At 68.5% G+C, this 3,205-nt stretch carries 2 protein-coding genes; one reads left to right on the top strand and one right to left on the bottom strand.

Going from position 1 to position 3,205, the window contains the following annotated elements; translation table 11 throughout:
- Nucleotides 1–2,597 (bottom strand): DUF499 family protein (locus ACXJJV_RS00660; RefSeq protein WP_456466245.1); only part of this gene is annotated, 2,597 nt, incomplete at its 3' end.
- 118 nt (nucleotides 2,598–2,715) lie between these two features.
- Between ACXJJV_RS00660 and ACXJJV_RS00655 the strand changes: the two genes are divergently transcribed.
- A partial coding sequence (locus tag ACXJJV_RS00655; RefSeq protein ID WP_456466244.1) for a DUF1156 domain-containing protein occupies nucleotides 2,716–3,205 on the top strand: 490 nt, incomplete at its 3' end.

Genomic DNA, 3,205 nt, shown 5'->3' with positions numbered 1-3,205 from the left:
AACAGCTCCTCCGGATCCACCGTCACCCGCTCACCGTCGACGACCGCCACCAGCTCACCCCGCTCAACCGCCCGCGCCAACGCACGAGCCACCACCCGCTCCGCCGTCTCCCGCGCCCCCTCGTCCGCACCCTCCAGCAGCGCCTCCAACAGCTCGTCCACCCGAGTCCCACCCTCCTCGAGCACCCCCTCAACCCGCTCCAGCACCCACTCCACCGACGGCTCCAGCTCCCCCGGCGGCCCCACCACCCACTCACCGTCCAGATCCAGCGGACACTCCTCCAGGTAGTACACCCGATCACCCCTCCTCGCCGCCAACCATCCCCGCCGAACCGCCTCCTGCAGCGCCCTCTTCACCCCCGAGGGCGACACCCAACCCTCACCCGGCCGCCGCAGGAACTCCCGGTACACCTCCCGCGCCTCCATCACGTCCACCACGATCCTGGAGGCCAGGTACCGAGGCGCGACACCCTCCCGAACCGGCAGTTCCTCCAACACCGCCTCACCCAACGTCCCACCCGAGACCGTCACCGAGACCTCCCGCCAACCACCACCCCGCTCCGGCAGCAACAACCGCCCGTACGCCCGCCGAATCCGAGCCCGCAACCGCTCCGCGTGCTCCCGCGCCCGCTCCCGCAGCTCCCCCTCCAACCCCTCCGCCTCGTCCCAACCGAAGGCCACCCGAATCGCCTCCAACCACCGAGCCTCCTCCAACGCATCCTCCAACGCGTCCTCATCCGGGACCAAAAACGCCACCGCGTTCGGGAACTCGAACCCCTCCGGCAGCACGTCCTCCGGATCCCTCTCCCCATCCAACACGACCAGCACCGGCCCCTCGGCGGCGACCCGCCCAACCTCCTCCCGATCCGGCCACACCAACACCCGCACGCACTCCTCCCGCTCCAACGCCCCGAGCTCCGGACTCACGTCCACACCCAGCTCCGACCACCGCTCCCGCGCCCTGCCCAGCTCCTCCCGATCCAGGTACAGAAACTCCCGCAGCACCCGCCGAGCCGCCCTCCCACCCACCTCCTCCCGAGCCTCCATGATCAACGCCGTCGCGTTCCGCTCCTCCTTGAACAGGTACCGACCATCCTCCACGTGATAGTACCACAGCACCTCCCGAAACCGATCCAACACCGTCTCCACGTCCGCCCTGGTGAACTCCCGATCCGGCCGCGCCACCGCCACCAACACGTCCCGCTTCCTCGCCCCCCGCGCCTCCCGCGGCAGACTGTGCAGCAGGATCACCCGCGCCACCTCCACCGGCCTCAAGTCCCCTGACACCTCCACATCCCCCGCCCGCTCCTCCACATCCCTCACCCACGCCCTCAGCGTCCCCTCCGCCACCGGCCGCACCAGGTGCTTCCGCACACCGTCATCCCGCAGGCACGCATGCTCCGGCCCGATCCACGGCGCCCCCGGATCGCGCTCCAACGCCCAACGCGTCACCGCCGCCAGCGCCTTCAACGCCCCCCGCGTCCGCTGAAACCCCTCCACCTCAGACAGCTTACCCCACAACAAGTCCACCAACGCCGGATGAAACGGCCACGTCTCCTCCAACCTCCTCGCCAGCTTCCTCGCACCCCTCTCGTCGCCCAGCAGCTCCCTCAACCGCGCCCGAAACCGCGCCACCAGATCCTCCGGCGGACCCTCCACCCGCTCAAACAACCGCCGCCGCGCGATCTCAACGAGCTCCCCCTGATCACTCACCGGCTCCATCGGCTCCCCTGCCCGATCCAGCACGTCGCCCAGATCCTTCAGCGCCCCACGAACCTCCTCTCGAGTGACCTTCCGACCCAGCTCCTCCGCGTAACACTCGTACACGCTCTCGTCCGGAATCGACAGCGCCAGCCCCGTGTTCGGCTCATCCTGCGTCGCATCGTGCAGCACCTGAAAGAACTTCAAGAACGCGTCCCGCACGCCCTTACTCCGACCCACCATGAGCGCCGGCGCCTCGTCCACCAACGTCAGCACGAAGTCGCACTCCTCCAGCGCCCTACCCAGCGCCTCCCTCACGTCACCCCGATCCACCTTCCCAGCGTCCCGGCTCCTCGGAAACCGATCCACCCACTCCCGATAAACCTCCCGTCCCAGCTGCGCGGCCCACGCCAGGTGAGGAACCTTCTCATTCCGCGCCTTCTCGGCCCAATCCGGAAGCACCGTGGACAGCTCCATCCCGTCGATGACCGCCACCCGACCCTCCATCCCCTTCAGCCGACGCAGTAGGACCTCAAGCTCCCTCGCCCGCCCTTCTCCCAGGACCTTCTCAACCGACGGCACAAACTCCTCCAGCGCCGCCTCCGGGTCGTTCACCATGTGCCACAGCGTCGCCAGCACGTGAGTCTTACCACCACCAAACAGCGTCTGCAGCACGACCGTACCCTCGCCTCTACCCACCAGACCCTCCAGCACCAGCCGACACGCCTCCACCATACCCTCCGTCGGCACCGTCATCCGGAAGAAATCCCGCGGATCCGAAAACAGCTCATCCTCCCCGACGACCACCCTCGACAACCGCACCTCAAACGCCGGCCCGAACTTCCCCTCCCGCACGAACCCCCGCGGCTCAACCAGCTCACCGATCCCACGCGCCAACCCCACCACCCCGCGGCCCGCGGACTTAGGGGCCCGGTACGTTCCCGTTACGTTTAAATAACTTGCGCCAGGGCAGCGCCATCCTCACACCCCAGGGAACGCCGCGGGGGAGGACCCCGTGGCCCGAAAGATCGACCGGTGGTTCCCCGTGGAGGAAACCTCCGAGCAGTCCACCCGAGAGCGCTCCTTCGCCGTGATGACGCCACTCAACAAGCTGCACGTATGGTGGGCCAGACGTCCCCTCACCGCCTCCCGCGCCGCCACCCTGCTCACCCTCGTCCCCGAGGACGCGGACGAGGACAAGCTCACCCGGATCCTCGGCCTCCACTCCAAGGACGCGTGGAGGTTCAGCCCACTACGGGAGCGGCGCCTCCGAGAGCAACTCCGGGAGTGGTTCCGGAAGGCCACGGGCTCCGAGCACCCGCTCGTCGTGGACCCCATGGCCGGCGGGGGTTCCATCCCCTTCGAGGCGCTCCGCCTCGGCTGCCGCGTGATCGCAGGCGAATACAACCCGGTCGCCTGGCTCGTGCTCAAGGCCACCCTCGAGTATCCTGTTGAGTACGGGGGCGAACTCCTCGAGCAAATGCGCGAGTTCTTCACCGAGGTCC

This window comes from Methanopyrus sp., assembly GCF_053997775.1.
This window is presented reverse-complemented; position numbering and strand designations above follow the sequence as displayed.